A 26,504-nucleotide genomic window follows, 5' to 3' on the forward strand; every position below is an offset into this window, starting at 1 on the left:
GGCAGGCGACATTGACAGGCTGCGGCGCAACATGCGTATTCGCAGGCATTGGGGGATACGCCAAGCGGTGCTGTTCGAACGGGGCGGGGTTTCTTGAACGACAGCATTGGCGGGGGCGCCGGACGAGCGGGCATTGCAGCCTGAGGCAGTGTGCCGCTCGCTCCTGGCTTATCTCTTCCCTTGCAAAAAGCGCGTGCCGGCTCGCCTGTCAGCCCAGCTTGGCTGGCTCAAGCCGACCAGTGCAGCGCAATCGACACGTGTGACGTGACGTGACCAGCCGACAGAACCTCAGCAGCCGGTGCGCCTTTCCAGTCGCTAGATCGGGCAGCATCCGATCGAACGCGTCAGTGTCCGCGGATTTGGCTGAATGGAAGCCGCGATATGTGCAAACAAAAGGGCCGGAAGAGGTTCATCTTCCGGCCCCGCATTGCAGGCTGAATTGAAGCCACTGGATCCGGGTTACGCCGGGTCCAGGGAGATCAAAAATCAGACCGAATAGTACATGTCGTATTCGACGGGATGCGGTGTCATTTCGAAGCGCATCACCTCGGCCATCTTCAACTCGATGTAGCTGTCGATCTGGTCGTCGTCGAAGACGCCGCCGGCCTTCAGGAAGCCGCGGTCCTTGTCGAGGCTCTGGAGCGCTTCACGCAGCGAGCCGCAGACGGTCGGGATCTTCTTCAACTCCTTCGGCGGCAAATCGTAGAGATCCTTGTCCATCGGCTGGCCGGGATGGATCTTGTTCTTGATACCGTCGAGGCCGGCCATCAGCATGGCGGCAAACGCGAGATAGGGGTTCGCGCCCGGATCGGGGAAGCGGACCTCGACGCGCTTCGACTTTGGCGACGAGCCGAACGGGATACGGCAGGAGGCCGAGCGGTTGCGCGCCGAATAGGCGAGCAGCACCGGCGCCTCGTAGCCCGGCACCAGACGCTTGTAGGAGTTGGTCAGCGGGTTGGTGAAGGCGTTGATGGCCTTGGCGTGCTTGATGATGCCGCCGATATAGAACAGGCAGCTTTCCGACAGGCCGGCATACTCGTTGCCGGCGAAGGTCGGCTTGCCACCTTTCCAGATCGACTGGTGGACATGCATGCCCGAGCCGTTGTCGCCGAAGATCGGCTTCGGCATGAAGGTGGCGGTCTTGCCATAGGCATTGGCGACCTGATGCACGACATATTTGTAGATCAGCATCTTGTCGGCGTTGCGGACCAGCGTGTCGAACTTGATGCCGAGTTCGTGCTGTGCCGCGGCCACCTCGTGGTGATGCTTCTCGACCCGCACGCCCATCTCGGCGAGCACGGTCAGCATCTCGGAACGCATGTCTTGCGCCGAATCGATCGGCGGCACCGGGAAATAACCGCCTTTGATGCGCGGACGGTGGCCGAGATTGCCGGTTTCGTAGTCGGTGTCGTCATTGGACGGCAGTTCGGTGGAATCGAGCCTGAAGCCGGTGTTGTAGGGATCGGCTTTGTACTTGACGTCGTCGAAGACGAAGAACTCGGCTTCCGGGCCGACATAGATGGTGTCGCCGATGCCTTCCGACTTCATGTAGGCCTCCGCCTTCTTGGCAGTGCCGCGCGGGTCGCGGTTGTAGGATTCGCCCGAAACCGGATCGAGGATGTCGCACAGGATGACCATGGTCGACTGCGCGAAAAACGGATCCATGTGGACCGTTTCAGGATCGGGCATCAGCACCATGTCGGACTCGTTGATCGCCTTCCAGCCGGCGATCGAAGATCCATCGAACATCACGCCATCGGCGAACATGTCTTCCTCGACCTCGATGACATCCATCGTCACGTGCTGCAGCTTGCCTTTCGGGTCGGTGAAGCGCAGGTCAACGAATTTCACATCGTTGTCCTTGATCTGCTTCATGATGTCTTTGGCTGTCGTCATGTCGTGTATCCCTGTGTGACGTTTTTTTAATAATGACGTTTCGGAAGGTGGACGAGGTGTCAGACGGCATCCATGCCGGTTTCGCCGGTGCGGATGCGCACGACTTCCTCGATGTTCGAGACGAAGATCTTGCCGTCGCCGATGCGCCCGGTCTGGGCCGCCTTGCGGATGGCTTCGATGGCGCCTTCGACGGCATCGTCGCCGAGCACGACCTCGATCTTCACCTTGGGCAGGAAGTCGACGACATATTCAGCGCCGCGATAGAGCTCGGTGTGGCCCTTCTGGCGTCCAAAGCCCTTGGCCTCGGTCACGGTGATGCCTTGCAGCCCGGCCTCCTGAAGCGCTTCCTTCACTTCGTCCAGCTTGAATGGCTTGATGATCGCTTCGATCTTTTTCATGTAAAAAGTGGCCTCCACTGCCAAAAAAACGGGTTGTGAGCCCCCGCTTGCGCCTCCATCAAGCACGAATTGTGCCAATTGGCGGGATTTCAAGCGGTGTCATTCGATTCCAGAACCATGCCGCACCAAGATGCAAATTCGCATCGTTCACCGCATCCAGCGCGCGACGGATGGCTGCAACCTACGCGGCGTCGGTGTTTATGTCTGCCCGATATTTAGGCCTATTGCTTACTTGGTGGGCATTGCTCAGCTTGGCTGGGACCGCGCCAACTCCTCTGCGTTTGCGTCGAGCCGAAAACTGGACAATGCTTGATCGAATGCGGATCGGCAATCCATGAGCAACGAACTTCTTACTCCCGGGGAGATGAGCGAGGCGGATCGGTTGACGATTGCCGCCGGCGCAATCGACGGCATCGGCCTGATGCGCCGTGCAGGCGAAGCCGTCGCGGCCGAAATTTTCAGGCGCTATCCGGCGGCGAAGCGGGTCCATGTGCTTTGCGGTCCCGGCAACAATGGCGGCGATGGCTATGCCGCGGCACGCAGCCTGGCAGCCGCTGGTGTCGATACGATGGTCTGGGCGTCGGGCGCGCCGAAGCCGGGCAGCGATGCCGCGCTCGCCGCCGGTGAATGTCCTGTGAAGCCTCGATCGCTGGCGAATTTCGCGGCCGAGGCCGGCGCTGTCGTCGTCGACGCCCTTTACGGCGCAGGGCTGTCCAAACCGCTATCGGGTGATGCGGCGAGAGCGGTTGGCGTTGTGGCAAGCCTGGCCTTGCCGGTCGTCGCGGTCGATCTGCCATCGGGCGTTTCCGGAGACAGCGGCCAAGTGCTCGGCCATGCTTTTCGGGCTGGGGTCACCGTAACCTTCGCGCGCAAAAAACCTGGCCATCTTTTGCTGCCCGGGCGCGAGATGTGCGGGGAGATCGTGCTCGCCGACATCGGCATCACCGATGGTCTCATTGCGCGGATTCGGCCCCAGGCCTTCGAGAACTCGCCGGCGCTTTGGCTTAGCGCCTTTCCGATTCCAGGCGTCGATACGCACAAATACAAGCGCGGCCATGTCGGCGTCTTTTCCGGCGGCCCGAGCGCCACCGGCGCGGCGCGGCTTGCGGCGCTTGCCGCAGCGCGTAGCGGGGCAGGGGCGGTCACCGTCCTGTCCCCGGCGAACGCCATGCAGGTCAATGCCGCGCATCTGACCTCGATCATGCTGCGCAAGGCCAATGACAGCGCCGACATCGAGGCCTTCATCGGCGAACGCCGGCCCTCCGCCTTTGTGCTGGGGCCTGGCTTCGGCGTCGGTGAAAGAGCGCAGAATTTTGCGCTCACGCTGCTCGCCGCTGGCCAGCACCGGAACATTTCCGCCCGGGTCGATGGCCTGGTGTTCGACGCCGACGCGATCACCTCGTTTCGCGAGGCGCCGGACGTCCTGTTCGAAGCCGCGCGCCAGCCGGGCGCACCGCCGCTGGTGATGACGCCGCATGAGGGGGAATTTGCCAGGCTGTTTGCTGACATTGCGGGCGGCGCCGTTTCGTCCAAGCTGAGCAGGGCCCGTATGGCCGCCACCCGTGCCAACGCCGTGATCTTCTACAAGGGCGCGGACACCGTAATCGCTGCTCCCGATGGCAGGGCTGCGATAAACTCCAATGGCGCGCCATGGTTGGCAACCGCCGGTTCGGGCGACGTGCTCTCGGGGCTCGTGGCCGGCTTCCTGGCGCAAGGCATGCCGGCCTTCGAGGCGGCATGCGCGGCGGCGTGGATCCATGCCGAGGCCGGCAGCCGATTCGGGCCGGGGCTGATCGCCGAGGACTTGCCGCTGGCGCTGGTGCCTGTGCTGCGTGAACTGGTGGCGGCTCGCGGCGCGCGCTGACCGGCCGCGACATTCAGCTCACAGCGGAATGTTGTCGTGCTTTTTCCAGGGGTTCTGCATGTCCTTGTTGCGCAGCATCCGCAGCGCCCGGGCAATGCGGCGGCGGGTCGAATGCGGCATGATCACCTCGTCGACATAGCCGCGCTCGGCGGCGACGAAGGGCGACAGGAAGCGGTCTTCGTAAGCCTTTGTATGGGCTGCGATCTTTTCGGCGTCGCCGATGTCCTTGCGATAGATGATCTCGACCGCGCCCCTGGCGCCCATCACGGCGATCTGCGCCGTCGGCCAGGCATAGTTCATATCGCCGCGCAGGTGTTTCGAAGCCATCACGTCATAGGCGCCGCCATAGGCTTTTCTGGTGATGACGGTGATCTTCGGCACGGTCGCTTCGGCATAGGCGAAGAGCAGTTTGGCGCCGTGCTTGATCAGCCCGCCATATTCCTGCGCCGTTCCCGGCAGGAAGCCCGGAACGTCGACGAAGGTGACGATTGGAATCGAAAAGCAGTCACAGAAGCGTACGAAGCGCGCCGCCTTGCGGCTGGCGTCGGAATCGAGCACGCCGGCCAGCACCATGGGCTGGTTGGCGACGAAGCCGACCGTGCGGCCTTCGATGCGTCCGAAGCCGGTGACGATGTTCTTGGCGAAGCTTTGCTGGATCTCGAAGAAATCGCCCTCGTCGGCGACTTTCAGGATCAGCTCCTTGATATCGTAAGGCTTGTTGGCGTTGTCGGGTATCAGACGGTCGAGCGACAGATCGTGATCGGTGACCGACTGGTAGCATTCGATCTCGGGAATCTCCGATGTGTTCGAAGCCGGCAGCAGGTCGACCAGCCGGCGCATTTGCAGCAGCGCCTCGACGTCATTGTCATAGGCGCCGTCGGCGATCGAGGATTTCGTCGTGTGGACGGAAGCGCCGCCGAGGCTCTCGGCGGTCACCGTCTCGTTGGTGACCGTCTTCACCACGTCCGGCCCGGTGACGAACATGTAGGAGGTATCGCGCACCATGAAGATGAAGTCGGTCATGGCCGGCGAATAGACGTCGCCGCCGGCGCAAGGTCCCATGATCACGGAAATCTGCGGAATGACGCCCGACGCCAGCACATTGCGCTGAAAGATCTCGGCATAGCCGCCGAGTGCGGCCACGCCCTCCTGGATGCGGGCGCCACCGGCATCGTAGAGGCCGATGATCGGCGCGCGGTTGCGCAGCGCCATCTCCTGCACTTTGATGACTTTCTCGGCATGCGCTTCCGACAGCGAGCCGCCGAACACGGTGAAATCCTTGGCGAAGAGATAGACCGGACGGCCGTTGACGGTTCCCCAGCCGGTGACGACGCCGTCGCCGGCGATCTTGGTCTTTTCCATGCCGAAGTCGGTCGAACGGTGCTCGACATACATGTCGAACTCCTCGAACGAGCCCTCGTCGAGAAACACCTCGATGCGTTCGCGGGCGGTCAGCTTGCCCTTCTTGTGCTGGGCATCGATTCGGGCCTGCCCCCCGCCCATGCGGGCGATCTCGCGACGACGCTCGAGTTCCTTCAGCACGTCCTTCATTCTCGATCTCCTGCGCGGGCTGATTTGTGGTAATGATGCCCGCAGGCGAGCGCAAGCGTCGCTTTTTCGAGGCGTTTTGTTGCGCTGCAACATGATGCCCTTGCATTTCGGAGTGAACTCAGCCATATGCACGGCATAGGCGCTTGGGCCGGACTGATCCGGCCTTCTCCTCGAATGAGACTGGTTGCGTCTGTTTTCCCTCTTTCCTGCTGATCGGCCCCGATTGGTTAGCAAGGTGGCGAAAAAGCCCCGTGGCATGATGCCTGCGGGCACGACAGCGCAGCCGCGCGGACGGACACGTCCGCCGCCTTGTCGTTCCATAACAATTGTCCGACGGCAGGTTGCGCCCTGCCGCCATTGATGTTTGCGGCCAGAGGCCGTGTGAAAGAAGAATATTTTGACCAACGAAAACACTTTGCCCGGCAACGACACTGGAGAACTCTCCGGTTTCGCGGCACTGGGAATTACGGGTGCGCTGCTCAAGGCCACCCATGCCGCCGGCTTCGCCGATCCGAAACCGATCCAGGTCCAGGCTATCCCGCCGCAGATGGAAGGCCGTGACATTTTCGGCATCGCCCAGACCGGCTCCGGCAAGACAGCGGCTTTCGCTCTGCCGATTCTCTCCAAGATCATCGCGCTCGGCACCAAACGGCGTGCCAAGACGACCCGCGCGCTGATCCTGGCGCCGACTCGTGAGCTCGCCGTGCAGATCGAAGACACCATCAAGATCCTCGCCAAGGGCGCGCATGTCTCGACGGCGCTCGTGCTGGGCGGCGTCTCGCGCTTCAGCCAGGTGAAGAAGATTGCTCCCGGCGTCGATGTACTGATTGCCACGCCCGGCCGGTTGACCGACCTGGTGCGTGAGGGCGACCTCATCCTCTCCGACACCAAATGGCTGGTGCTCGACGAGGGCGACCGCATGCTCGACATGGGCTTCATCAACGATGTCAAGCGCATCGCCAAGGCGACCGCGCCCGATCGCCAGACGGCGCTGTTTTCGGCGACGATGCCGAACGAGATCGCCGAGCTTGCCAAGGGTCTGTTGAAGAGCCCGGTTCGCGTCGAAGTCGCGCCACAGAGCACGACGGCGGCCGAGATCGTGCAGAGCGTCGTCCTTGCCCGCACCAAGCAGAAGCGCCAGGTGCTGTCGACGATGCTCGCCGACGAGGCGATGAAGTCCGTCATCATCTTTTCGCGCACAAAGCACGGCGCCGACCGGGTGACCAAGGACCTCGAGCGCGACGGCTTCAAGGCCGCCGTCATCCACGGCAACAAGTCGCAGAATGCACGCCAGAAGGCGCTCAATGATTTCCGCGACGGCGCGGTGCGCATTCTGGTGGCCACCGACATCGCCGCGCGCGGCATCGACGTGCCCGGCATCAGCCATGTCGTGAATTTCGACCTGCCTGATGAGGCGGAGAGCTATGTCCACCGCATCGGCCGCACCGGCCGCAACGGCCGGGACGGCATTGCGATTACGCTCTGCGATCCGTCCGAGAACAGCAAGCTGCGCCAGGTCGAGCGCATCATCCGCGCCAAGCTGCCTGTTGTCGCCGACCATCTCGGCAGTCCCGATCCGCAGCGCAACCCGGCTGAGAAGAACGAGCGCTTCGAGCCTGCCAATGACCGAAACGACCGCAATGGCCGTCGCGACGGCAGGCGGCCGGGCGGCCAGAACAACGGCTCCGGTAAGAAGCGCTTCGGTGAAAAGCCGGCCTTCGCTGGCGACCGTAAACCGGAAGGCGCCAAACCCTTCAAGGGCAACAATAAACGCCGCTTCGGCGGCAAGCGTCCTGCGGCGCGGGCTGCGTAGACAGGCCGCTTCGTATTGGTCGGGCATTTGCGTGCCCGGCTGGCCACCAGTAACATAAAGGGCGACCGCGGTGAGGCTGCGGTCGCCCTTTCCGTATGGAAGCTCGGGCTACTTCGCGACCGCCTCGATCCAGACGGCAATTCTTTGTGCAAGGAAGGTTGTGGTCGATGGCGACAGGGCGTCGCCGGCGATGACGTGGTTGTCGGGATCGCCGGTGTCATCGACCGGAACCAGTTCGTGCGGCGCGCCCCAACGCCCGGCGATTTCACGCGTGCGGTCAGACCGTACCACGCTGTCCGAATCCGAAAAGATGAAGAGGGCAGGGACCTTCGCTTTCTCCACCGGCGCGCCATAGGCAAGTTCCGTCAGCGCTTGCATCGGCAGCGTCGCGGCAAGGGGATATCTGGTGGTCCAGAACGTCTCGTGCAGCGCGTTGCGCGGCATGAAACTGCGCTCTTTACCAGCGACGAGTTCGGCGATTTGTTTGCCCCACGGCATCGTCAGGACCTCGGCGCCGGACGCCTTGACGCCGAAATTCGGCGAGATGAACGCGATCGCCGCCACGCCGTCCGAAGCGCCCGGCTGTGTTGCCGCCCAGGCAGCCAGCGAGCCGCCGGTCGAGGTGGAGATGACGATCACCTTGTCGCCGATGGCCCGGCCGATCGCGAGCGCCTCCTCATAATCGTTGATCCAGGCATTGACGCTGCCTTGCGTCATGGCCGCGCCATTCTGCCCGTGGCCGGTGAGGCGGGTGAAGAACAGATTGGCGTCGAGCTGGTCGGCAACCTCGTCGGGCAGCGGACGGACCTCGCCTTTCGACGCCGAAAAGCCGTGGATATAGACGATGGACAGCCGTGTCCTGGCATGCACCATCGGATTGGCCCAGATGATCTCCTTCTCCAGCCCGTCGCGGATTCCGGATATGGCCGCTTCCTCCTTGGCCACATAGGCCTGCGGATCGTCGCTGATGGCGGAAGGATCGAAGCGGATCGTGGTGTCGACGGGAACACGCGGGCCAAGCACGAAGGCCAGTGCGAGGATGGCGATTAACCCCAGCACAGCAAGCACGATTCGTCGCCCCATCGCAGACTCCAAACGCAACAACAACAAACCCACCGGGTGGCCGGGAACAGGCAACGACCGGCCCGGCGATGAAGCCGCCGATCCGGCGGCTTCTATTCGCTCGGCGGCTTGCGGTCGTAATTCAGCGGCCGTGCCTTCCAGCTCGTCATGAGGCTGATCACGCCTCGATACACCGGTCTCGGCAATAGGCTGAGCAGCTTCAGGGGCCAGCTCGTCCGGCGCGGGAACGTGACCTCGAAGCCGCCGGATTTGATACCCCGCACCATGCGCCGCGTCGCCCGGCTGACCGGCATCAGCCCCGGCATGGGCAGCATGTTTTTCTCGGTCAGCGGTGTGTCTATGAAGCCCGGATTCATGACCTGGACGCGCACGTTCATCTTGTCGAAATCGTATTTCAGCGATTCGGCCAGAATGTTGATCGCCGCTTTGGTGCCGCCATAAGCAGCCGTCGTCGGCCAGCCGAAATAAGCGGTAACCGAGCCGACCAGCACGACATGGCCGCGCGCCCGCACGCGCATGCGTTCGACGACCGGCACCAGCCCGTTGATGATGCCGAAATAGTTGACCTCGAAAGAGCGGCGAAAATCGCTGACGACGAGAGCCTCGCCAGGCGTGGAAATGTAATTGCCCGCGTTTAAGACGGCGAGCACAATGGGGCCAAGCTCGTTCTCGATCGCAGCGACGGTTCTCGCCATGCGCGGCTCGTCGGTGACATCGCAGGGAAAAGCCTTCACCTTGCCTGGCATCTGCGCGGTCTCGACAATCAGCGTGTCGATCGGATCGCCATCGGGTGCCGTTACGGCCACCGCATAGCCCTGGGACGCAAGATCCCTGGCCAGCGAACGGCCGATGCCGCTGCTGCCTCCCGTGACCCAGGCGACGCCATGCTTCGGGTCGGCCCGATAGAGTGTCATCCTGCGCCCCCGTCGAATTGTTCTTGGCTTTTGCTCTAGCCGCGAAGAAATCGAATGAAAAGAGCGGTTTTCGATGCCGGCCGCAAATGAACAGCGTGGATACGCCCGGCACCAGGGAGACGCCGGCGCAAATGCAGTACGGAAAATGCGACTGGACCAGGCAAATTCTTGCCTTGAAACCGAAGCTTCGGGTTTCTAGGGTTTCGCCGCAGCTACACAAGGACTCCCGAATGCCCCGCTCCGTGATCGACGCTATCGGCAACACGCCATTGATCCGCCTCAACAGGGCTTCGGAAGAAACCGGCTGCGAGATCCTGGGCAAGGCCGAATTCATGAATCCAGGACAGTCGGTCAAGGACCGCGCCGGCCTGTTCATCATCCGCGATGCCGAAGAGCGTGGGCTGCTCAGGCCGGGTGGCGTCATTGTCGAGGGCACGGCCGGCAATACGGGCATCGGGCTGACGCTGGTCGCCAAGGCGCTCGGCTACCGCACCGTCATCGTCATTCCCGAGACGCAGAGCCAGGAGAAGAAGGACACGATCAAGCTGCTCGGCGCCGAGCTGATCGAGGTTCCGGCCGTGCCGTACAAGAACCCCAACAACTACGTGAAATTGTCGGGGCGGCTGGCTGAGCAAATGGCGCGGTCGGAGCCGAACGGCGCTATCTGGGCCAACCAGTTCGACAATGTCGCCAACCGCGACGGGCATATCCGCACCACGGCGCAGGAGATCTGGAGCCAGACCGGCGGCAAGGTCGACGGCTTCGTCTCGGCGGTCGGCTCGGGCGGGACGCTGGCCGGCGTCGCTTTCGGGCTGAAGGCGAAAAGCAGGGACGTCAAGATCGCTCTCGCCGATCCGCTGGGCGCCGCTCTCTACAGTTTCTACACCAGCGGTGAGCTGAAATCCGAGGGCAGTTCGATCACCGAAGGCATCGGGCAGGGACGCATCACCGCCAACCTCGACGGATTCACGCCCGACTTCTCGTTCCAGATTCGTGATGAGGATGCGTTGCCGATCGTCTTCGACCTGGTCCAGGAGGAAGGCCTTTGCGTCGGCGGTTCGACCGGCATCAACATAGCGGGCGCGATCCGGCTGGCGCGTGAACTCGGCCCCGGCCATACCATCGTGACCATTCTTTGCGACTACGGCACACGCTACCAATCGAAGCTGTTCAATCCCGAGTTCCTGCGCGAAAAGAAGCTGCCGGTGCCCGGCTGGATGGAAGAGAAATCAGAGATTTCCGTGCCGTTTGAAAAGGTTGTGTGATGGCGCACAAGACCGAAGCGCTGTTTCGCGACGACGCCTATCTCAGGACGGCCGATGCCGTGGTTGTCGCCGTCAACGAGCGCGGCGGCATCGTTCTGGACCGCACCATCTTCTATGCCACCTCGGGCGGGCAGCCGGGCGATAGCGGCTATCTCCAGCGCGCCGATGGCAGCCGCATCGTCCTGGCCGCCACCGTCACCGGGGAGACGAAGGACGAGATCATCCACGTGCCGGCGGCGGAACAAGCCGCGCCTGCGGTCGGCGAGCGCCTGAAGCTCGCTATCGACTGGGAGCGGCGGCACCTTTTGATGCGCATGCATGCCGCCTGCCATTTGCTCACCGTCGTCTGCCCGTTTCCAATCACCGGCGCGGCGGTTTCGGAAGACGACAGCCGTGTCGATTTCGACATTCCCGACGCCAGCTTCAGCAAGGAAGAGGTGACGGCTAGCCTGATGGGCCTGGTGCGGGCCGATCATCCGATCTTTACCAGGCTGATCAGCGACGAGGAACTGGCCGCCAATCCGGGGCTGGTGAAGTCCAAAAATGTCCGTCCGCCGCTGGGTACCGGCAAAATCCGGCTGGTCTGCATCGGCGAGAACGCTTCGGTGGACAGCCAGCCCTGCGGTGGCACCCATGTCAAAAGCACCGGCGAGGTCGGCGAAATCCATATCGGCAAGATCGAGAAGAAGGGGCGTGAAAACCGGCGCTTTCGCATCCGGTTCGGCCCAATGCCCCAAACATGATCTCGAAAGCTGCGACGTTTTCGACAAGATCATGCGGCAAGGCAACGTCTGGTCAATGGCGGCAGGAGAACCACAATGGCTGAAGACAGTCCTTTCACCGTCGACGCGGACTGGTTGCAGGAGCGTTTGGGTCAGCCTGGCCTGACGATTGTCGATGCATCCTGGTACCTTCCGGCGCAAAAACGCGACGCGCGCGCCGAATATGATGCCGGGCACATTCCGGGCGCCCGCTTCCTGGATCAGGATGCGGTCTCGGATCCGGACGCTGCGCTGCCGCATACGCTGCCGTCGCCGCAGCATTTTGCCCAGTATGTCGGCGCGATGGGCGTTTCGGCAGATGACACGATCATCGTCTATGACGGCCCGGGCTTTTTCTCGGCACCTCGAGCATGGTGGATGTTCCGGGTGATGGGCGTCTTCCAGACCTATATCCTCGACGGCGGTTTCGATGGCTGGAAAGCGGCAGGTCGGCCGGTGACGGCCGAACCGACCAAAATCGCGCCAAGCGTGTTCCACGCCGATTTCGACGCCGGCCGGGTCGCCAGCCTTGCCGATATGCGCCGCATCGTCGAAACCCGGGAAAGTCAGATCGCCGATGCGCGCGGGGCAGGGCGCTTCACCGGCGCGGAGCCGGAGCCGCGCGCGGGCGTCCGTTCCGGCCATATGCCGGGCGCGCGCAACTTGCCTTATTCGGCGCTGTCGGAAAACGGCGTGCTTCTGCCGAAGGAGCGGTTGCGCAAGGTGGTCGAGGAAGCCGGCCTCGATCTGTCGAAGCCTGTCGTCACCTCCTGCGGCTCCGGCGTTACGGCGGCGGTGATCACGCTTGCGTTGGAAACGCTTGGCCATACCGACAACAGGCTTTACGACGGCTCATGGACCGAATGGGGCGGTCTCTCCGACACACCAGTCGTGACAGGCAAGGAATGACGATGGAAAACGGCGAGCTGAAGGACATCGAAGTCACGGTGACGTTCCTCGAGATGCATGCGCCACCGGCCGTGTCGCCGCCCATGCCCTACAACCGCCAGGTCGCACTCCTGAAAACCAAGGACATTCCGCTGCATTTCTATCGGTACCTGATGGATCGGGTGGGGCGTAAATGGCACTGGGTCAATGTGCTGAGGCTGGATGACGACGAACTATCGGCCGGCATCCACCGCGAGGATCGCGACATCAGGGTGCTCTATCTTGATGGCGCGCCCGCCGGTTTTTTCGACCTCAAGCCGCATCTGCCTGATGAAGTCGAGCTTGCCTATTTCGGCATGATGGAACACGCCACCGGGCAAGGCATCGGCCGCTGGTTCCTGGGATCGGCGATCGCCGCGGCTTGGTCGTATGGACCGAAGCGGGTGACGGTGCAGACCTGCACGCTCGACCATCCTGCTGCCTTGCCGCTCTACCAGAAGCTCGGCTTCGCGCCGGTGGCGCAGAAGAAGGAGACCGTGCACCCCCTGCCTTTCGCTGAGCGCTCGGCCAGCGTCATGCGGCCATAAGCGGTCCTCGAATTACCCGGGATGTCACATGTTTGGTCGGCTAGTATGGCCGACTAGGCAGGCGATTGCCCGGCAAGGCTCGATACAGCGAACTCCAACGCTTGGCAGGAATCGGGTGGGAGGCGGGGACTGAAGCGCATAATTTCCGATCAACGACATCGGAGATTTTCGCCATGACCATCCAGTTCAAAGCCTTGCCGACGCAAGATGTACGCGCGCTGCAGCGCGGCGGACCCGATGCCTATGGAAACACGTCCGAGCGCAAGATTTCCGACGGCGACGGCATGCCATGCCGGCATTGCCTGAAGAATATCGCCGCAGGAGACGACTATCTCATCCTGGCCTACCGGCCATTCCCCGAACTGCAGCCCTATGCCGAGACCGGACCGATCTTCCTGCATGCGCAGGAATGCGAACGCGCCGCCGATGCGCAGGCGCTTCCCGAAATTCTCGAAAGCCCGGATTACATCGTGCGCGGCTACGGCAGGGATGACCGCATCGTCTATGGCAGCGGCGGCGTCATTGCGACCGATGCGATCCCCGCGCGCGCCGAGGCTCTCTTGGAACGCGATGACATTGCCTACGTGCATGTCCGCTCAGCGCGCAACAATTGCTACCAGTGCCGGATCGAACGCGTCTGACGGGCGCATGTGGCGGTGCGATAGCGGAGCGCTGTCGTACTTCCGTCATACCATTGCGGTACACGGGTAGCCGTCGATCGATTTGTCGACCGCGGATGAACCGGCGGCAAATCTCGACATCGAGGAAGCGGGGCCTTGGCTCCGCTTTTTTGTTTGCCGGAACCTCCCACAGGAACTTGTGCGCAAAGAAGCCGATGGGCTTCGACTATTTGCCTGGAGGGCTCAGTTAAACCTGCAATTGGCGCCGAGACGCAGGTTGCGGCACATGTTTTAGGCCCGAGCCTGGTGCAGGCCTGACAGCCCTCAATCCGGAAAGAAAAAACCCGCCGGAATGACCGGCGGGCTGACGGGAGGCAGGTCTCCTCTCAGGGGAATCAGGCCGCGAGAACCGCCTTCGGTTCGACCAGTTCGTAGCCGAGCGCTTCGGCGACCGCACGGTTGGTGATCTTGCCTCTGTGGACGTTGAGTCCATTGCGCAGATGATGGTCGTCGACCAGCGCCTTCAGGCCCTTGTCGGCGAGCTGAAGGCCATAGTGCAGCGTCGCGTTGTTGAGTGCATGTGCTGAGGTGACCGGCACGGCGCCTGGCATGTTGGCGACGCAGTAGTGGATGACGCCGTCGACCTCGTAGGTCGGCTCGGCATGCGTGGTCGCGTGCGAAGTCTCGAAGCAGCCGCCCTGGTCGATGGCGACGTCGACCAGCACCGACCCCTTCTTCATGCCCGAAAGCATTTCGCGCGAGACCAGCTTCGGCGCCGCGGCACCCGGGATCAGCACGGCGCCGACGACGATGTCGGCGGAAAAGCATTCTTCTTCCAGAGCCTCCACGGTCGAGTAGCGGGTGTGGACGCGGCCGGCAAAGAGATCGTCGAGCTGGCGCAGGCGCGGGATCGAGCGGTCGATGATGGTGACGTCGGCCCCCAGGCCGGCCGCCATCCTGGCCGCGTGCAGGCCGACGACGCCGCCGCCGAGCACGGTGACCTTGCCGGGCAGCACGCCGGGCACGCCGCCGAGCAGCACGCCGCGGCCGCCATTGGCCTTCTGCAGCGCCGTGGCACCGGCCTGGATCGACAGGCGGCCGGCGACTTCCGACATCGGCGCCAGCAACGGCAGGCCGCCACGGTCGTCGGTCACGGTTTCATAGGCGATGGCGGTAACGCCCGAAGCGAGCAGGCCCTTGGTCTGTTCCGGATCCGGAGCGAGGTGAAGATAGGTGTAGAGGATCTGGCCATCGCGCAGCTGGGCCCATTCGTTAGGCTGCGGCTCCTTGACCTTGACGATCATGTCCGACTTGGCGAACACATCGGCCGCTGTCTTGGCGATGGTGGCGCCGGCGGCGCGATAGGCATTGTCGTCGGCGCCGATGCCGGCGCCGGCTCCGGTCTCGACCAGCACCTCATGTCCGTGGGCGACATATTCGCGGACCGAGCCGGGCGTAAGTCCGACGCGATATTCATGATTCTTGATTTCCCGGGGGCAGCCGACGCGCATTTCTTTTCTCCTGACACGGCCCTTCGGGGCTCGTTCCCTGTATTGACGCAGTCAACCACGAATCGTTGCGTAAGTGTTTGCGAATGCACTTGCAGGAGGGCTCGCTATTCGATAATTGTTGCGTAAAATGCGCAAAAATTCGCAGGAATCACGAAGAATGCCGCTCGACAGGATTGATATCGCCATTCTGGAGACATTGCAGAAGGATGGCCGGATGCCGAACGCCGCCCTTGCGGAAAGGGTCGGCCTGTCGCAGTCGGCCTGTTCGCGCCGGCTCGACAATCTGGAGAAATCCGGAACCATCCGCGGCTATCATGCCCGGCTTTCCAATGCAGCACTTGGTCACCAGATGACGGCGATCGTGCACATATCGCTGTCGGGCCAGTTCGAGAAGACGCTGTCGGATTTCGAGGCTGCGATCAAGCGCTGCCCCAACGTGCTATCCTGTCACCTGATGTCGGGCGAATACGACTACATCCTCAGGATCGCGGCCAAGGACCTTGCTGACTACGAACGCATCCACAAAGAGTGGCTGTCGGCGATGCCGCATGTGACGAAGATCAATTCGTCTTTTGCCCTGCGCGAAATCGTCGACCGGACGGCGATGGGTCTGAAGCCTGAAATGGCCTGATCATTCGATCGGCCTTCTCCGCCTTAAGCCATCTACGCCTTGGCAGCCTCCGTCACGATCCGGTCCATCGGGATATCGTGCGGCTGCGGGTAGATGGTGGCGATGCGCTGCAATTCGTAGCCGACGCCGATGACCAGCGGCTTGAACGGCATCGCCGCCAGCGTTCGGTCATAGAACCCGCCGCCGTAGCCCAGGCGATAATTGCCGGAATCGATGCCGACGATTGGCGAGATGACGATGTCGGGCAAGACCGGTTCGCCCTCGGCGGGAATTGGAATGTTCCACACGCCCTTCTCCAGCCGGTCGCCCGGAACATAGGCCCGGAAGATCAGCGGCCGTGCCTTTTCGACGACGACGGGCAGCGCGGTGCGCCCGCCTCGTTCATTGATGGCAGCCATCCATGGCCGCAGGTCCGGCTCGCCGCGAAACGGCCAATAGAGGCTGACCATGCGGCCGGCGATATTGCCGATCACCGCGTCGAGGGCTCCGGCGATGCTCTGCGACATCGCCGTTCGCGCATCGGCGGAAACCGCGAGACGCGCCGCGATCAGGCGTTCCCGTTCGGCCTTGCGCCATCGTCTGACGTCGGTCCAATCGGATATCGGCGCGTGAAACGCAGGATCGAGTTCGTGCATGAAGCATGGCGGCGAGGAATATTGCGCGGGACCCTGGTCGTCGTGATCGTTGGCCATGCTTCACCTCATCGCTGTTTTCCATAACGCTATACCCGGCGGCGGGATGCGACATGTGCATTCACGACATGGAACGACGAGTCTCGGGCACGGCCTTTGTGTTGCTGCATTGCACAAAAGCTCCTACATCAAAGGCAGGCGATATTGCTCGTCAGGGTGAACGCGATGGATCAAGCCAACCACCATGTCGTCGTCGTAGGGGCGGGGTTCGGCGGCCTCGAATTCACCCGCGCTCTCGCCGGTGCGCCCGTGCGCATCACCATGATCGACAAACGCAATCATCATCTTTTCCAGCCGCTGCTCTACCAGGTCGCGACGACGGCGCTGGCGACCTCGGAGGTCGCTTGGCCGATCCGCCACCTGCTGCGCAAGCGTAAGGACGTGACGACGTTGCTCGCCAATGTCACCGGCATCGACCGAACCGGAAAACGCGTGCTGCTCGATGACGGCAGCACCGTTGCCTACGATACGCTGGTGCTCGCCACCGGCGCCCGACACGCCTATTTCGGCCACGATGAATGGGAGCCGTTCGCACCAGGGCTGAAGACGCTGGAGGACGCCACCACCATTCGACGGCGCATTCTGCTCGCCTTCGAACAGGCCGAGCGGGAAACCGATCCCGCCAGGCGCCAGGCGCTGCTGACCATCGCGATCGTCGGCGGCGGTCCGACCGGTGTCGAACTCGCCGGCACCATTGCCGAACTGGCGCACGACACGCTGCGCGGCGAATTCCGCAACATCGACACGCGCGAGACGCGTGTGGTGCTGATCGAGGCGGGCGACCGCATACTGGCCAATTTCGCGCCGAAACTGTCCGATTATGCCAAAAAGGCGCTGAAGCGGCTCGGCGTGACGATCGAGCTCGGCCGGGCGGTCACGCGTTGCGACGCCGAGGGCGTCGTCTTCGGCGACACGCATCTGCCGGCGAGGACCATATTGTGGGCGGCGGGCGTTGCCGCCTCGCCTGCAGCCGAATGGCTGGGCGCCGCCGCGGACCGCGCGGGAAGGGTGCTGGTTGAACCCGATCTCACCGTGCCGGGCAGCCCCGAGATTTTCGTCATCGGCGACGCCGCCCTCGTGCTGCGGCGCGATGGACGGCCCGTGCCCGGCGTGGCGCCTTCCGCCAAGCAGGAGGGCCGTCATGTTGCCGCGACCATCAAGGCCAGGCTTGCGGGCGACACGAGCGTACGGCCGTTCCACTACAAGCATGCCGGTGACCTGGCCACGATCGGCAAACGGGCGGCGGCGATCGATTTCGGTTGGATCAAACTAACTGGCTGGCCGGCTTGGTGGCTATGGGGCATCGCCCACATCTATTTTCTGATCGGTTTCCGCAACCGGCTTGCGGTTTCCCTGAACTGGCTATGGATCTATGTCACGGGCCAACGGAGCGCCCGCCTGATCACGCAGGGCGACGACGACAAGGGCTGATCTTCCACGCCTGCGCCCGTTCATCCGCCCGTCATCTGTTGCTGATCGACTGACAGCTCCGGCGCGCGCAACTTCTTGAGTGGACTCGAATGGGTTTCAGCGCGAAGTTCGCTCCGGGGCAGGGTCTTTCTTGTCGTCGAAGAAGGAGAAGACATGTCGCAGCTGCTCCATTCCGTCTCCCGCCGCGGTCTCCTCGCGGGCGCCGCCGCCACGGGCGCGCTGATTGCGCTTCACCCTTTCTCCGCCCGCGCCCAGGCCAACCAGGCGCATCTCCGGATCATGGAGACCACCGACATCCATGTGAATGTGCTGCCCTACGACTATTACGCCGACAAAGCGAATGACACGATGGGACTGTCGCGCACGGCCTCACTGATCGACGCGGTGCGCAAGCAAGCCGTCAATTCGATGCTGATCGACAATGGCGACCTTTTGCAGGGCAATCCGATGGGCGACTACATCGCCTATGAAAAGGGCATGAAGGACGGCGACCTCCATCCGATCATGAAAGGCATGAACCTGCTCGGCTACGAGTGCTCGACGCTGGGCAACCACGAATTCAACTACGGCCTGTCCTTCATGGACAAGGTTCTGGCCGGCGCCAATTTCCCCTTCGTCTGCGCCAACCTGATCCGCGGCACCGAGCTTGCCGCGAACCCGCGCGACGACAAGCTCTACCTCAAGCCCTACGTCATCCTCGACAAGAAGATCAAGGACGGTTCAGGCACCGAGCAACCGATCAGGATCGGCATCATCGGCTTCGTGCCGCCGCAGATCATGGTCTGGGATCTCAAGAACCTCGAAGGTAATGTCAGAACGCGCGACATTGTCGAGGCCGCCAAGGCCTGGGTGCCGCAGATGAAGGAGGAGGGCGCCGACATTATCATCGCGCTCTCGCATTCTGGCATCGACATCAAGCAGGGCGATATGATGGAGAACGCATCGTTCTTTGTCGCCGGCGTTGAAGGCATCGACGCGGTGTTCACCGGTCACCAGCATCTGGTATTCCCTGGCAAGAAGGATTTTCAGGCGCTCGAAGGCGTCGATGCGCAAAAGGGCACGCTGCAGGGCAAGCCCGCCGTCATGGGCGGCTTCTGGGGCTCGCATATGGGCCTGATCGACCTGATGCTGGAGCGCGACGGATCGAAATGGAAGATCGTTTCCGCCACCTCGGAGGCGCGGCCGATCTTCGAGCGTGTCGACAACAAGAACAAGCCGACTGTCGCGGACGACAACCGCATCATCGCCGCGCTCGAGCAGGACCACCAGGCAACGCTCGCCTATGTGCGTCGTCCCGTCGGCAAAACCGCAGCGCCGCTCTATTCCTATTTCGCGTTGGTCGCCGACGATCCGTCGGTTCAGGTCGTCAACCAGGCGCAGACTTGGTACCTCCAGGACATCCTGAAAAACACACAGTGGAAGGACGTGCCGCTGCTGTCGGCGGCAGCTCCCTTCAAGGCCGGCGGGCGCAACGGCGCCGACTACTACACCGATGTGCCGGCAGGCGACATCGCCATCAAGAACGTCGCCGACCTCTACCTTTATCCCAACACCGTGCGGGCCGTTGAGATCACCGGGGCGCAGGTCAAGGAATGGCTGGAAATGTCCGCCGGCATCTTCAACCGGATCGAACCCGGCAAGGCGGACCAGTCGCTCATCAACACCGGATTTCCGTCCTACAATTTCGACGTTATCGACGGCGTCACCTACAAAATAGATCTGTCCCAGCCGCCGAAATACGATGCCAAGGGCGGGCTTGCCAATGCCTGCGCCAATCGCATCGTCGGCTTGATGTTCGACGGCAAACCGATCGATCCCAATCAGAAGTTTGTGGTTGCAACGAACAACTACCGGGCCGGCGGCGGCGGCAATTTCCCTGACATTGATGCTTCCAGGATCATCTACGAAGCGCCGGACACCAACCGCGACGTCATCGTCCGCTACATCGTCAAGCAGGGCACGATCAACCCGTCGGCGGACGGCAACTGGTCGTTCGCGCCGCTGCCCGGAACCAGCGTCGTGTTCGAGACAGGGCCTAAGGCGAAGGACTTCATCTCCGAAGTGAAGTCGTTGAAGATCGAGCCGGCGGGCGAAGGCGAGGCAGGATTCGCGAAATACCGAATCCTTCTCTGATCGCCACTCGCAATTGGGCCGCGGGCCGTTTCGGGGTCATGCCCGGCCAGTCGCCCGGCGACGAGATCGAAGGCGCATCGGCATTGATTTGCCAGCTCCAGGTGCCGAGAGATCACATACCGGACGAGGGTCGACACGGATCCCGTCTTTGCCTGGCGGAAACGTCTATGAGCACAGCCGGGCTTATGCGATAGATTAGCCATGCGTTATGTCATCGTCATCGCCGCCGTTGCGTTTTTCCTGATCTGGGACGGTCTCTACAACCAGGGCCGGTACCTCGATATGACGGTGAGGAATGTCTCTCACGTGGTGCGTTACGTCACCGGCAAGGCCTAGTTCCCGGTCAGGTCTCATGCATCCCGGGCGCGTCGCAAGGACGCGCGGCACCCTGAACGGTTGACCTGACGGTTTCGTCGTCACAAAAGACCCCGGATTTTTGATCGAGGAGGCGGGGTTGATCCGGCATATCGTTTTCTTCAGCGCGCGGCGTGACGAGGATGTGGAGGCAGTGCGCTCTGGGCTGCTGGCGCTCGGCGGCATTCCCCATTCCAGCCTGTTCGAGGTGACTCTGAACACCAAGGTCGATCCGCTGTCGGATGAAATCGACGTGGTCGTCTATGCCGAATTCACGGATGCCGCCGCATTGGCCGCCTACAAGGCGCATCCGCTCTATGCGCAGACCACCAGCAGGGTCAAACCATTGCGTGAATTGCGCTATTCCGCCGATGTGGTGGCGGGGAGCTGATCCGACACTCTTGAACCCTTTTGCGGAATGATGCACACCGCGCTGGCATGATCCAAACACTACCCACAGGCACTCATCCGCTCGACCACCTCGTGCTGCCGACCTCGAGCCTGGGTGTGGCGCGGGCGCGGCTAACGGCCCTCGGCTTCATCGTCGCGCCGACAGGCATCCATCCATTCGGTACGGAAAATTGCTGCGTCTTCCTTGCGGACGGCACCTATCTGGAACCGCTGGCTGTCGGCGATGACCAGGCCGCGATGAAGGCCGCCGGCCAGGGCAATGTCTTCGTCGCGCGCGACCGGCTCTATCGTGACCGCAATGGCAATGAAGGTTTTTCCGCCGTGGTCCTGGCCACGGATGACGCCGATGCGGACCATGCACGCTATGTCGATGCGAGCCTGTCGGGCGGGGACATGCTGGGCTTTTCGCGCGCCTTCACCGATGCCTCCGGCAAAAGCGATATGGCGTCATTCAAACTGGCCTTCGCGTCGGCAGGGGGTTCAACCGATGCGTTCCTGTTCGCTTGCCAGCGCGTCAACGCGCCGGAAGTGGACCGCACAGCGCTGCAGGCTCACGCCAACGGTGCCACGGGAATCGTCGAGATCGTGGCGCTCAGCGACGAGCCCGCCGAGCAGCGCCGGCTGATTTCCGTGGCAGCAAACGATCCGACGGCTGACGCGCGCGCCTCCATTTTTCGTCTACCTAACGCTATCTTGACTGTGCTCGACCCGGCCTCTTTCACGGCACACTTTGGCGTGCCCGCCGGTAAGCCGACGCAACTCCGCTTCGCGGCAGTCGTCTTTTCGGTTCAGCGTGCCGCTGTCGCGGCAGGTCTGCTTGCAGCCAATTCCATCAGATACGATATGTCGGGCAATGATATCGTCGTGCAGCCGGCATCCGGGCAGGGCGCGGCCTTCATCTTTCGGGAGATACAATGAGCAACGCCTTGGCGCCCAATTCATCGGTAACCGTCGGCAATGTCGTCTTCGACAACGCAGCACCGCTGTCGCTGATCGCCGGCCCTTGCCAGTTTGAATCACGCCAGCATGCCTTCGACATGGCCGGCGCGCTGAAGGAATTGACAGGCAGGTTGGGCATAGGCCTCGTCTACAAGACCAGCTACGACAAAGCCAACCGCACCTCCCTGTCGGCAACGCGAGGTGCCGGTATGGAAGCGGCGCTCCCGGTCTTCGACGAGTTGCGCAAGGAATTCTCCTTGCCGGTTCTGACCGACGTCCACACCGAGGAACAGTGCGCCATCGTTGCGCCACATGTCGACGTGCTGCAGATCCCGGCCTTCCTGTCGCGTCAGACCGACATGCTGGTTGCCGCCGCAAGGACAGGCAAGGTGATTAACGTCAAGAAGGGACAGTTCCTCGCGCCCTGGGACATGAAGAACGTGGTGGCCAAGATCACCGGCTCCGGCAACGCCAATGTCTTGACCACCGAGCGCGGCGCCTCGTTCGGCTACAACACGCTTGTCTCCGACATGCGGGCCCTGCCCATTATGGCCGACATCGGCGCGCCTGTTATTTTCGACGCCACGCATTCGGTCCAGCAGCCGGGCGGGCAGGGCGGTTCCTCCGGGGGCGAACGCCGCTTCGTCGAGACTTTGGCCCGCGCGGCTGTCGCTGTCGGCGTTGCCGGCGTCTTCATCGAGACCCACCAGGATCCGGATAATTCGACCTCGTCCGACGGACCGAACATGGTGCCGCTGAAGGACTTGCCGGCACTTCTGGAAAGGTTGATGGCGTTCGACCGGGTGGCGAAGGCCCGCTGACCCGGCGCAGTTGAAGGTTGCGCCGAGGTGGGCAAAGCATCGGCCTGCCACGTCAGCGAGAAGTCACCTTCATACAGGCGGAAAAACTCGAACAGACCGGCGGAAAAGTCGGGAACCTTCGATCTCGCCCCTCATTGTGAAAGTCCAGAGCAACGACAATGAGGAGCACATCATGACAACCCAGGCAGGACACACAGAGGCTATCGCTGCTTCGCGGGTTATCGGCACATCCGTCTATAATACCGAAGGCACGAAGATCGGCAGCATCGAGGACGTCATGCTCGACAAGCTGTCCAACGGCATCATGTTCGCTGTGATCGGTTTTGGCGGCTTTCTCGGCATGGGTGAAAAATATCACGCCATCCCATGGGCGAGTTTGGATTACGATGAGGATCGGGGCGGCTATGTCGTGCCATTCTCCAAGGACCAGCTGAAAGCCGCTCCCGCCTATTCGATCAACGAACTGACGGGCGCCGATGGCGAGGCCGCACGTGACGCTTCCTACAATTACTACAAGGTCGAGCCTTACTGGCACTGACCGGCCAGCCTGACGTGAAAAGGCCCCCGCAAACGCAGCGGGGGCCTTTTACATGATCGCCTGCCGTGCCTACTCCGCGCTGCGGAGGGTCGACAGTTGCACCGCGCCCGGTGGAGGCTGCTGGTTGTCGCAGGACGTCAGGAACGCCGCCGCGATCAGGAACAAACTCACGATACCGCTCAACTCGGACATGGCGAAACTCCTCCTGTTTCGCCCCGCGCAACCGCCATCATAGACCGGCGGCCACCCCATGGCGCATGACTTATGATGACAGGAATTTGCGCTTCGTGAATCTCGCCGGCGGCAATAATTGCCGGTGGCCCGATTGCCTTTTGCGCCGCTTTGGCTAAGACGGGCGCGACGTTTCGTCAGATCAATCGGGGACATCGCAATGACCGCCATCATCGACATTGTCGGGCGTGAAATCCTGGACAGCCGTGGAAATCCGACCGTCGAGGTCGATGTCGTGCTCGAAGACGGTTCGATGGGCCGCGCGGCCGTGCCGTCTGGAGCTTCGACCGGCGCGCATGAAGCCGTCGAACTGCGCGACGGCGGCGCCCGCTATCTCGGCAAGGGCGTGCTGCGGGCCGTCGAGGCGGTCAATGGCGAACTGTTCGAGGCAATCGGCGGCATGGAAGCCGAAAACCAGATACACATCGACCAGACCATGATCGAACTCGACGGCACGCCCAACAAGAGCCGGCTCGGCGCCAACGCTATTCTTGGCGTGTCGCTGGCGGTGGCTAAGGCCGCGGCCGAAGCCGCCGGCCTGCCGCTCTATCGTTATGTTGGCGGCACCAAGGCGCATCTGCTGCCGGTACCGATGATGAACATAATCAATGGCGGCGCCCATGCCGATAACCCGATCGATTTCCAGGAATTCATGATCCTGCCCGTCGGTGCGCCGACCCTGCGCGAAGGCGTGCGCTGGGGTTCGGAGGTGTTCCACACGCTGAGGAAGAAGCTGAAGGACGCCGGCCACAACACCAATGTCGGCGATGAAGGCGGCTTTGCCCCGAACCTGAAGAGCGCGCCGGTGGCGCTGGATTTCATCATGGAATCGATCGAGCAGGCCGGCTTCAAGCCGGGCGAGGAGATCGCGCTCGGCCTCGATTGCGCCGCAACTGAATTCTTCAAGGACGGCAACTACGTCTATGAAGGCGAGAAGAAGACACGCGACCCAAAGGCGCAGGCGAAATACCTGGCCAAGCTCGCCGCCGATTATCCGATCATTTCGATCGAGGACGGCCTTGCCGAGGATGACTGGGAAGGCTGGAAATATCTGACCGACCTGATCGGCAAGAAGACGCAGCTCGTCGGCGATGATCTCTTCGTCACCAACACTGCGCGCCTGCGCGACGGCATCCGCATGGGGGTCGCCAATTCGATCCTGGTCAAGGTCAACCAGATCGGCTCGCTGACCGAGACGCTCGATGCCGTCGAGACCGCGCACAAGGCCGGCTACACCGCCGTCATGTCGCATCGCTCGGGCGAGACCGAGGATTCGACCATCGCCGATCTCGCCGTCGCTACCAATTGCGGGCAGATCAAGACCGGATCGCTGTCACGCTCCGACCGCATGGCCAAATACAACCAGCTCATCCGCATCGAGGAAGAACTCGGCAAGCAGGCGCGCTACGCCGGCAAGTCGATGTTGAAGGGCTGAGCCGAAGCATCGGACACAGGGATGGCGGTGAGGGGCGGGAATTCCCGCCCTTTTTCGTTGGAGCGCCTGTGGACGCGTCATCCGTAACCGTCCGTTAAGCACAATGGAGCGAAAAAGACCGTGGTCGCCTGAGTTCGCGACTGCGAGGGAACGGACGATGTGGACGCGTCAGCACAAACAGAGAAACACCGGCCGGCTGATCATCCCCTCGCTCTGCGCGGTGTTCCTGGCCTATTTCGGCTTCCATGCCTATCACGGCGAGTTCGGCATCAATTCGAAATACCAGCTGGAGGCCGAGACTGTTGCCCTGCAGGCCCAGCTCGATGCGATCAAGGCGCGCAGGATGGAGCTGGAACGGCGCGTCAAGCTGATGCACGACGGCACGCTGGAGAAGGACATGCTCGACGAGCAGGCGCGTAAGGCGTTGAATTTGTCCCAGGCCGACGAGATCACCATCATGCTGCCGGTCTCGGCAAAGTAACCAATATCAGGTTAATCACCAATATTTTCAATGATTCTAATTGCTTAGTCGCATGCCAGCTATGCAATTTCGACATGGCGGAACACGTTCTCACGTGTTAGCCTCCCCAAAATCAGTGGGGAGAGCTGATCTCCCCTGAGCAGATTTCATCTTGCTCGAGCAGATTTCATCTTGCTCGAAATGTCCGCGAAGAGACGCCAACAGGGAGTGATGCATGGCAACCGCAGCCAGGAAAGCGCCTGCCAAGTCGAAATCCGACGGCAAATCGGGCCTTTCCGCGCCCAAACCAGTGGAATTCACCAAGGACGAGGAGCTTGCCGCCTACCGGCACATGCTGCTTATTCGTCGCTTCGAGGAAAAGGCCGGCCAGCTTTACGGCATGGGCTTCATCGGCGGCTTCTGCCATCTCTACATCGGTCAGGAAGCGGTCGTCACCGGTATGAAGATGGCGCTGGTCGACGGTGACCAGATGATCACCGCCTACCGCGATCACGGTCATATGCTGGCGATGGAACTGTCGCCGCGTGGCGTCATGGCCGAACTGACCGGCCGCCGAGGCGGCCTGTCGAAGGGCAAGGGCGGCTCCATGCACATGTTCTCCAAGGAAAAGCATTTCTACGGCGGTCACGGCATCGTCGGCGCCCAGGTCTCGCTCGGCACGGGCTTGGCCTTCGCCAACCGCTATCGCGGCAACAACAATGTCACGCTGACCTATTTCGGCGACGGGGCCGCCAACCAGGGCCAGGTCTACGAAAGCTTCAACATGGCTTCGCTGTGGAAGCTGCCGGTGATCTACATCATCGAGAACAACCGCTATGCCATGGGTACCTCGGTATCGCGCTCCTCGGCTGAGACCGACTTTTCTAATCGCGGCGCCTCGTTCAAGATTCCCGGCATCCAGGTCGACGGCATGGACGTGCGTGCGGTCAAAGCCGCCGGCGATCTCGCCACCGAATGGTGCCGTGCCGGCAATGGGCCGCTGATCCTCGAAATGCAAACCTATCGCTATCGCGGCCATTCGATGTCCGACCCGGCGAAATACCGCTCCAAGGAAGAAGTGCAGAAGATGCGCTCCGAGCATGACCCGATCGAGCAGGTCAAGGCGCGGCTGATCCAGAAGAAGTGGGCAAGCGAAGACGAATTGAAGACCATCGACAAGGAGGTTCGCGACGTCGTCGCCGATGCCGCCGAGTTTGCCCAGCACGACGCCGAGCCGGATCCGTCCGAGCTCTGGACCGACATCGTATTGTAACGGG

General features: G+C 62.2%; 26 protein-coding genes. 18 read left to right on the forward strand and 8 right to left on the reverse strand.

What is annotated here, in order from left to right; translation table 11 throughout:
* Positions 1 to 486 precede the first annotated feature (486 nt).
* On the reverse strand, positions 487 to 1,896 hold the full coding sequence (gene glnA, locus LB566_RS11955) for a type I glutamate--ammonia ligase (protein WP_140515442.1): 1,410 nt from the start codon (positions 1,894 to 1,896) through the stop codon (positions 487 to 489).
* Positions 1,897 to 1,955: 59 nt separating this feature from the next.
* Complete coding sequence (locus tag LB566_RS11960) at positions 1,956 to 2,294, reverse strand: P-II family nitrogen regulator (protein ID WP_006205430.1); 339 nt, start codon at positions 2,292 to 2,294, stop codon at positions 1,956 to 1,958.
* 334 nt (positions 2,295 to 2,628) lie between these two features.
* On the opposite strand from LB566_RS11960, the gene LB566_RS11965 reads away from it, so the two are divergent.
* Positions 2,629 to 4,158 carry an NAD(P)H-hydrate dehydratase gene (locus LB566_RS11965; protein WP_224624545.1) on the forward strand — a complete coding sequence of 510 codons (1,530 nt, stop codon included), beginning with the start codon at positions 2,629 to 2,631 and terminating at the stop codon, positions 4,156 to 4,158.
* 18 nt (positions 4,159 to 4,176) lie between these two features.
* Here the strand turns inward: LB566_RS11965 and LB566_RS11970 are convergent, their stop codons facing one another.
* Entirely contained in the window at positions 4,177 to 5,709 is a 1,533-nt protein-coding gene (locus LB566_RS11970; RefSeq protein ID WP_140515440.1) for an acyl-CoA carboxylase subunit beta, read from the reverse strand.
* A gap of 397 nt (positions 5,710 to 6,106) precedes the next feature.
* On the opposite strand from LB566_RS11970, the gene LB566_RS11975 reads away from it, so the two are divergent.
* Entirely contained in the window at positions 6,107 to 7,522 is a 1,416-nt protein-coding gene (locus tag LB566_RS11975; RefSeq protein ID WP_224624546.1) for a DEAD/DEAH box helicase, read from the forward strand.
* Between the two features lie 108 nt (positions 7,523 to 7,630).
* Here LB566_RS11975 and LB566_RS11980 read toward each other — a convergent pair whose 3' ends face one another.
* Entirely contained in the window at positions 7,631 to 8,605 is a 975-nt protein-coding gene (locus LB566_RS11980; RefSeq protein WP_224624547.1) for an alpha/beta hydrolase, read from the reverse strand.
* A gap of 92 nt (positions 8,606 to 8,697) precedes the next feature.
* Positions 8,698 to 9,519: an SDR family oxidoreductase gene (locus LB566_RS11985; protein ID WP_140548623.1), complete on the reverse strand. Its 822-nt coding sequence runs from the start codon at positions 9,517 to 9,519 to the stop codon at positions 8,698 to 8,700.
* Between the two features lie 230 nt (positions 9,520 to 9,749).
* Here LB566_RS11985 and LB566_RS11990 point away from each other — a divergent pair, with 230 nt between their 5' ends.
* The 5 genes from LB566_RS11990 to LB566_RS12010 all read left to right on the forward strand — a co-directional run bounded on the left by LB566_RS11990 (position 9,750) and on the right by LB566_RS12010 (position 13,661).
* Complete coding sequence (locus LB566_RS11990; RefSeq protein WP_140548621.1) at positions 9,750 to 10,784, forward strand: cysteine synthase A; 1,035 nt, start codon at positions 9,750 to 9,752, stop codon at positions 10,782 to 10,784.
* Positions 10,784 to 11,527 carry an alanyl-tRNA editing protein gene (locus LB566_RS11995; RefSeq protein ID WP_224624548.1) on the forward strand — a complete coding sequence of 248 codons (744 nt, stop codon included), beginning with the start codon at positions 10,784 to 10,786 and terminating at the stop codon, positions 11,525 to 11,527. The genes LB566_RS11990 and LB566_RS11995 overlap by 1 nt, the downstream gene beginning before the upstream one ends.
* Positions 11,528 to 11,602: 75 nt before the next feature.
* The gene (gene sseA, locus LB566_RS12000) at positions 11,603 to 12,454 is read left to right on the forward strand and encodes a 3-mercaptopyruvate sulfurtransferase (protein WP_140548617.1); all 852 of its coding nucleotides are present in this window, start codon (positions 11,603 to 11,605) and stop codon (positions 12,452 to 12,454) included.
* Positions 12,455 to 12,456: 2 nt separating this feature from the next.
* Positions 12,457 to 13,020, forward strand: a complete 564-nt coding sequence (locus tag LB566_RS12005) for a GNAT family N-acetyltransferase (protein WP_224624549.1) — start codon at positions 12,457 to 12,459, stop codon at positions 13,018 to 13,020.
* 173 nt (positions 13,021 to 13,193) lie between these two features.
* Positions 13,194 to 13,661 (forward strand): DUF1203 domain-containing protein, encoded by a 468-nt coding sequence (locus LB566_RS12010; protein ID WP_224624550.1) that lies wholly within the window; start codon positions 13,194 to 13,196, stop codon positions 13,659 to 13,661.
* A gap of 374 nt (positions 13,662 to 14,035) precedes the next feature.
* On the opposite strand, the gene ald is transcribed toward LB566_RS12010, so the two are convergent.
* The gene (gene ald / locus LB566_RS12015; protein WP_140501325.1) at positions 14,036 to 15,151 is read right to left on the reverse strand and encodes an alanine dehydrogenase; all 1,116 of its coding nucleotides are present in this window, start codon (positions 15,149 to 15,151) and stop codon (positions 14,036 to 14,038) included.
* Positions 15,152 to 15,308: 157 nt separating this feature from the next.
* On the opposite strand from ald, the gene LB566_RS12020 reads away from it, so the two are divergent.
* The gene (locus LB566_RS12020) at positions 15,309 to 15,782 is read left to right on the forward strand and encodes an Lrp/AsnC family transcriptional regulator (RefSeq protein WP_140501327.1); all 474 of its coding nucleotides are present in this window, start codon (positions 15,309 to 15,311) and stop codon (positions 15,780 to 15,782) included.
* Between the two features lie 32 nt (positions 15,783 to 15,814).
* On the opposite strand, the gene LB566_RS12025 is transcribed toward LB566_RS12020, so the two are convergent.
* The gene (locus LB566_RS12025) at positions 15,815 to 16,474 is read right to left on the reverse strand and encodes a 5-formyltetrahydrofolate cyclo-ligase (RefSeq protein ID WP_224624551.1); all 660 of its coding nucleotides are present in this window, start codon (positions 16,472 to 16,474) and stop codon (positions 15,815 to 15,817) included.
* Positions 16,475 to 16,639: 165 nt separating this feature from the next.
* Between LB566_RS12025 and LB566_RS12030 the strand changes: the two genes are divergently transcribed.
* From LB566_RS12030 to LB566_RS12055, 7 genes are all read left to right on the forward strand, one after another.
* Positions 16,640 to 17,905 (forward strand): NAD(P)/FAD-dependent oxidoreductase, encoded by a 1,266-nt coding sequence (locus LB566_RS12030; RefSeq protein ID WP_224624552.1) that lies wholly within the window; start codon positions 16,640 to 16,642, stop codon positions 17,903 to 17,905.
* A 153-nt stretch (positions 17,906 to 18,058) separates the two neighbouring features.
* On the forward strand, positions 18,059 to 20,038 hold the full coding sequence (locus tag LB566_RS12035) for a bifunctional 2',3'-cyclic-nucleotide 2'-phosphodiesterase/3'-nucleotidase (RefSeq protein WP_224624553.1): 1,980 nt from the start codon (positions 18,059 to 18,061) through the stop codon (positions 20,036 to 20,038).
* A 201-nt stretch (positions 20,039 to 20,239) separates the two neighbouring features.
* Positions 20,240 to 20,374 carry a hypothetical protein gene (locus tag LB566_RS30350; RefSeq protein ID WP_263486323.1) on the forward strand — a complete coding sequence of 45 codons (135 nt, stop codon included), beginning with the start codon at positions 20,240 to 20,242 and terminating at the stop codon, positions 20,372 to 20,374.
* Between the two features lie 118 nt (positions 20,375 to 20,492).
* Positions 20,493 to 20,783 (forward strand): Dabb family protein, encoded by a 291-nt coding sequence (locus LB566_RS12040; protein WP_140548605.1) that lies wholly within the window; start codon positions 20,493 to 20,495, stop codon positions 20,781 to 20,783.
* Positions 20,784 to 20,830: 47 nt separating this feature from the next.
* Entirely contained in the window at positions 20,831 to 21,721 is an 891-nt protein-coding gene (locus tag LB566_RS12045) for a VOC family protein (protein ID WP_224624554.1), read from the forward strand.
* Entirely contained in the window at positions 21,718 to 22,563 is an 846-nt protein-coding gene (gene kdsA / locus LB566_RS12050; protein ID WP_224624555.1) for a 3-deoxy-8-phosphooctulonate synthase, read from the forward strand. The genes LB566_RS12045 and kdsA overlap by 4 nt, the downstream gene beginning before the upstream one ends.
* Positions 22,564 to 22,735: 172 nt before the next feature.
* Complete coding sequence (locus LB566_RS12055; protein ID WP_140501340.1) at positions 22,736 to 23,101, forward strand: PRC-barrel domain-containing protein; 366 nt, start codon at positions 22,736 to 22,738, stop codon at positions 23,099 to 23,101.
* A gap of 69 nt (positions 23,102 to 23,170) precedes the next feature.
* On the opposite strand, the gene LB566_RS30355 is transcribed toward LB566_RS12055, so the two are convergent.
* On the reverse strand, positions 23,171 to 23,293 hold the full coding sequence (locus LB566_RS30355; RefSeq protein WP_263498129.1) for a hypothetical protein: 123 nt from the start codon (positions 23,291 to 23,293) through the stop codon (positions 23,171 to 23,173).
* A gap of 199 nt (positions 23,294 to 23,492) precedes the next feature.
* On the opposite strand from LB566_RS30355, the gene eno reads away from it, so the two are divergent.
* The 3 genes from eno (at position 23,493) to pdhA (ending at position 26,500) form a co-directional block, all read left to right on the forward strand.
* The gene (eno, locus tag LB566_RS12060; RefSeq protein WP_140501342.1) at positions 23,493 to 24,767 is read left to right on the forward strand and encodes a phosphopyruvate hydratase; all 1,275 of its coding nucleotides are present in this window, start codon (positions 23,493 to 23,495) and stop codon (positions 24,765 to 24,767) included.
* Between the two features lie 157 nt (positions 24,768 to 24,924).
* Positions 24,925 to 25,248 (forward strand): FtsB family cell division protein, encoded by a 324-nt coding sequence (locus LB566_RS12065; RefSeq protein ID WP_140501344.1) that lies wholly within the window; start codon positions 24,925 to 24,927, stop codon positions 25,246 to 25,248.
* 214 nt (positions 25,249 to 25,462) lie between these two features.
* Positions 25,463 to 26,500 (forward strand): pyruvate dehydrogenase (acetyl-transferring) E1 component subunit alpha, encoded by a 1,038-nt coding sequence (gene pdhA / locus LB566_RS12070; RefSeq protein WP_140548599.1) that lies wholly within the window; start codon positions 25,463 to 25,465, stop codon positions 26,498 to 26,500.
* Positions 26,501 to 26,504: the final 4 nt, after the last annotated feature.

Origin of the sequence: Mesorhizobium sp. CA13, assembly GCF_020165235.1 — a bacterium.
GTDB lineage: Bacteria > Pseudomonadota > Alphaproteobacteria > Rhizobiales > Rhizobiaceae > Mesorhizobium.

Bases quoted from the DNA above. Each gene is read 5' to 3' on its own strand.
- glnA (WP_140515442.1), bottom strand. From the start codon at position 1,896: ATGACGACAGCCAAAGACATCATGAAGCAGATCAAGGACAACGATGTG.
- LB566_RS11960 (WP_006205430.1), bottom strand. From the start codon at position 2,294: ATGAAAAAGATCGAAGCGATCATCAAGCCATTCAAGCTGGACGAAGTG.
- LB566_RS11965 (WP_224624545.1), top strand. From the start codon at position 2,629: ATGAGCAACGAACTTCTTACTCCCGGGGAGATGAGCGAGGCGGATCGG.
- LB566_RS11970 (WP_140515440.1), bottom strand. From the start codon at position 5,709: ATGAAGGACGTGCTGAAGGAACTCGAGCGTCGTCGCGAGATCGCCCGC.
- LB566_RS11980 (WP_224624547.1), bottom strand. From the start codon at position 8,605: ATGGGGCGACGAATCGTGCTTGCTGTGCTGGGGTTAATCGCCATCCTC.
- LB566_RS11985 (WP_140548623.1), bottom strand. From the start codon at position 9,519: ATGACACTCTATCGGGCCGACCCGAAGCATGGCGTCGCCTGGGTCACG.
- LB566_RS11990 (WP_140548621.1), top strand. From the start codon at position 9,750: ATGCCCCGCTCCGTGATCGACGCTATCGGCAACACGCCATTGATCCGC.
- LB566_RS11995 (WP_224624548.1), top strand. From the start codon at position 10,784: ATGGCGCACAAGACCGAAGCGCTGTTTCGCGACGACGCCTATCTCAGG.
- sseA (WP_140548617.1), top strand. From the start codon at position 11,603: ATGGCTGAAGACAGTCCTTTCACCGTCGACGCGGACTGGTTGCAGGAG.
- LB566_RS12005 (WP_224624549.1), top strand. From the start codon at position 12,457: ATGGAAAACGGCGAGCTGAAGGACATCGAAGTCACGGTGACGTTCCTC.
- LB566_RS12010 (WP_224624550.1), top strand. From the start codon at position 13,194: ATGACCATCCAGTTCAAAGCCTTGCCGACGCAAGATGTACGCGCGCTG.
- ald (WP_140501325.1), bottom strand. From the start codon at position 15,151: ATGCGCGTCGGCTGCCCCCGGGAAATCAAGAATCATGAATATCGCGTC.
- LB566_RS12020 (WP_140501327.1), top strand. From the start codon at position 15,309: ATGCCGCTCGACAGGATTGATATCGCCATTCTGGAGACATTGCAGAAG.
- LB566_RS12025 (WP_224624551.1), bottom strand. From the start codon at position 16,474: ATGGCCAACGATCACGACGACCAGGGTCCCGCGCAATATTCCTCGCCG.
- LB566_RS12030 (WP_224624552.1), top strand. From the start codon at position 16,640: ATGGATCAAGCCAACCACCATGTCGTCGTCGTAGGGGCGGGGTTCGGC.
- LB566_RS12035 (WP_224624553.1), top strand. From the start codon at position 18,059: ATGTCGCAGCTGCTCCATTCCGTCTCCCGCCGCGGTCTCCTCGCGGGC.
- LB566_RS30350 (WP_263486323.1), top strand. From the start codon at position 20,240: ATGCGTTATGTCATCGTCATCGCCGCCGTTGCGTTTTTCCTGATCTGG.
- LB566_RS12045 (WP_224624554.1), top strand. From the start codon at position 20,831: ATGATCCAAACACTACCCACAGGCACTCATCCGCTCGACCACCTCGTG.
- kdsA (WP_224624555.1), top strand. From the start codon at position 21,718: ATGAGCAACGCCTTGGCGCCCAATTCATCGGTAACCGTCGGCAATGTC.
- LB566_RS12055 (WP_140501340.1), top strand. From the start codon at position 22,736: ATGACAACCCAGGCAGGACACACAGAGGCTATCGCTGCTTCGCGGGTT.
- LB566_RS30355 (WP_263498129.1), bottom strand. From the start codon at position 23,293: ATGTCCGAGTTGAGCGGTATCGTGAGTTTGTTCCTGATCGCGGCGGCG.
- eno (WP_140501342.1), top strand. From the start codon at position 23,493: ATGACCGCCATCATCGACATTGTCGGGCGTGAAATCCTGGACAGCCGT.
- LB566_RS12065 (WP_140501344.1), top strand. From the start codon at position 24,925: ATGTGGACGCGTCAGCACAAACAGAGAAACACCGGCCGGCTGATCATC.
- pdhA (WP_140548599.1), top strand. From the start codon at position 25,463: ATGGCAACCGCAGCCAGGAAAGCGCCTGCCAAGTCGAAATCCGACGGC.